This window comes from Streptomyces sp. HSW2009, from assembly GCF_040240285.1.
In the GTDB taxonomy this organism is placed as follows: Bacteria; Actinomycetota; Actinomycetes; order Streptomycetales; family Streptomycetaceae; genus Streptomyces.
Genome location: NZ_JBEHZD010001173.1, coordinates 1 through 407 on the forward strand (window position 1 = coordinate 1; position 407 = coordinate 407).

General features: G+C 65.1%; 1 protein-coding gene. It reads left to right on the forward strand.

Annotation, left to right across the window (positions count from 1 at the left end; all coding sequences use genetic code 11):
* Nucleotides 1–407 (forward strand): beta-ketoacyl synthase N-terminal-like domain-containing protein (locus tag AAHZ94_RS35090; RefSeq protein WP_349997688.1); only part of this gene is annotated, 407 nt, incomplete at both ends.

Sequence of the window (407 nt, forward strand, 5' to 3'; positions counted from 1 at the left end):
GCGGGTATTGATCCGGTGTCGTTGAAGGGTTCGGCGACCGGTGTGTATGCGGGCGTGATGTACCACGACTACGCCGCTGGCCTCTCCAGTGTGGGAGACGCCAAATTGGAGGGCTATTCGATGCTGGCCGGCTCCGGCAGCGTCGTTTCCGGTCGCGTTTCCTATGCATTGGGCCTCGAAGGTCCGGCGGTGACGGTGGACACCGCGTGCTCGTCGTCGCTGGTGGCGATGCATTTGGCGGCTCAGGCGCTGCGCCAGGGTGAGTGCACTTTGGCGCTCGCCGGTGGTGTGACGGTCATGGCGACCCCCGAGGTGTTCACTGGGTTTTCTCGGCAGCGTGGGTTGGCGCCTGATGGTCGGTGTAAGCCGTTTGCTGCGGCGGCTGATGGTACGGGGTGGGGTGAGGG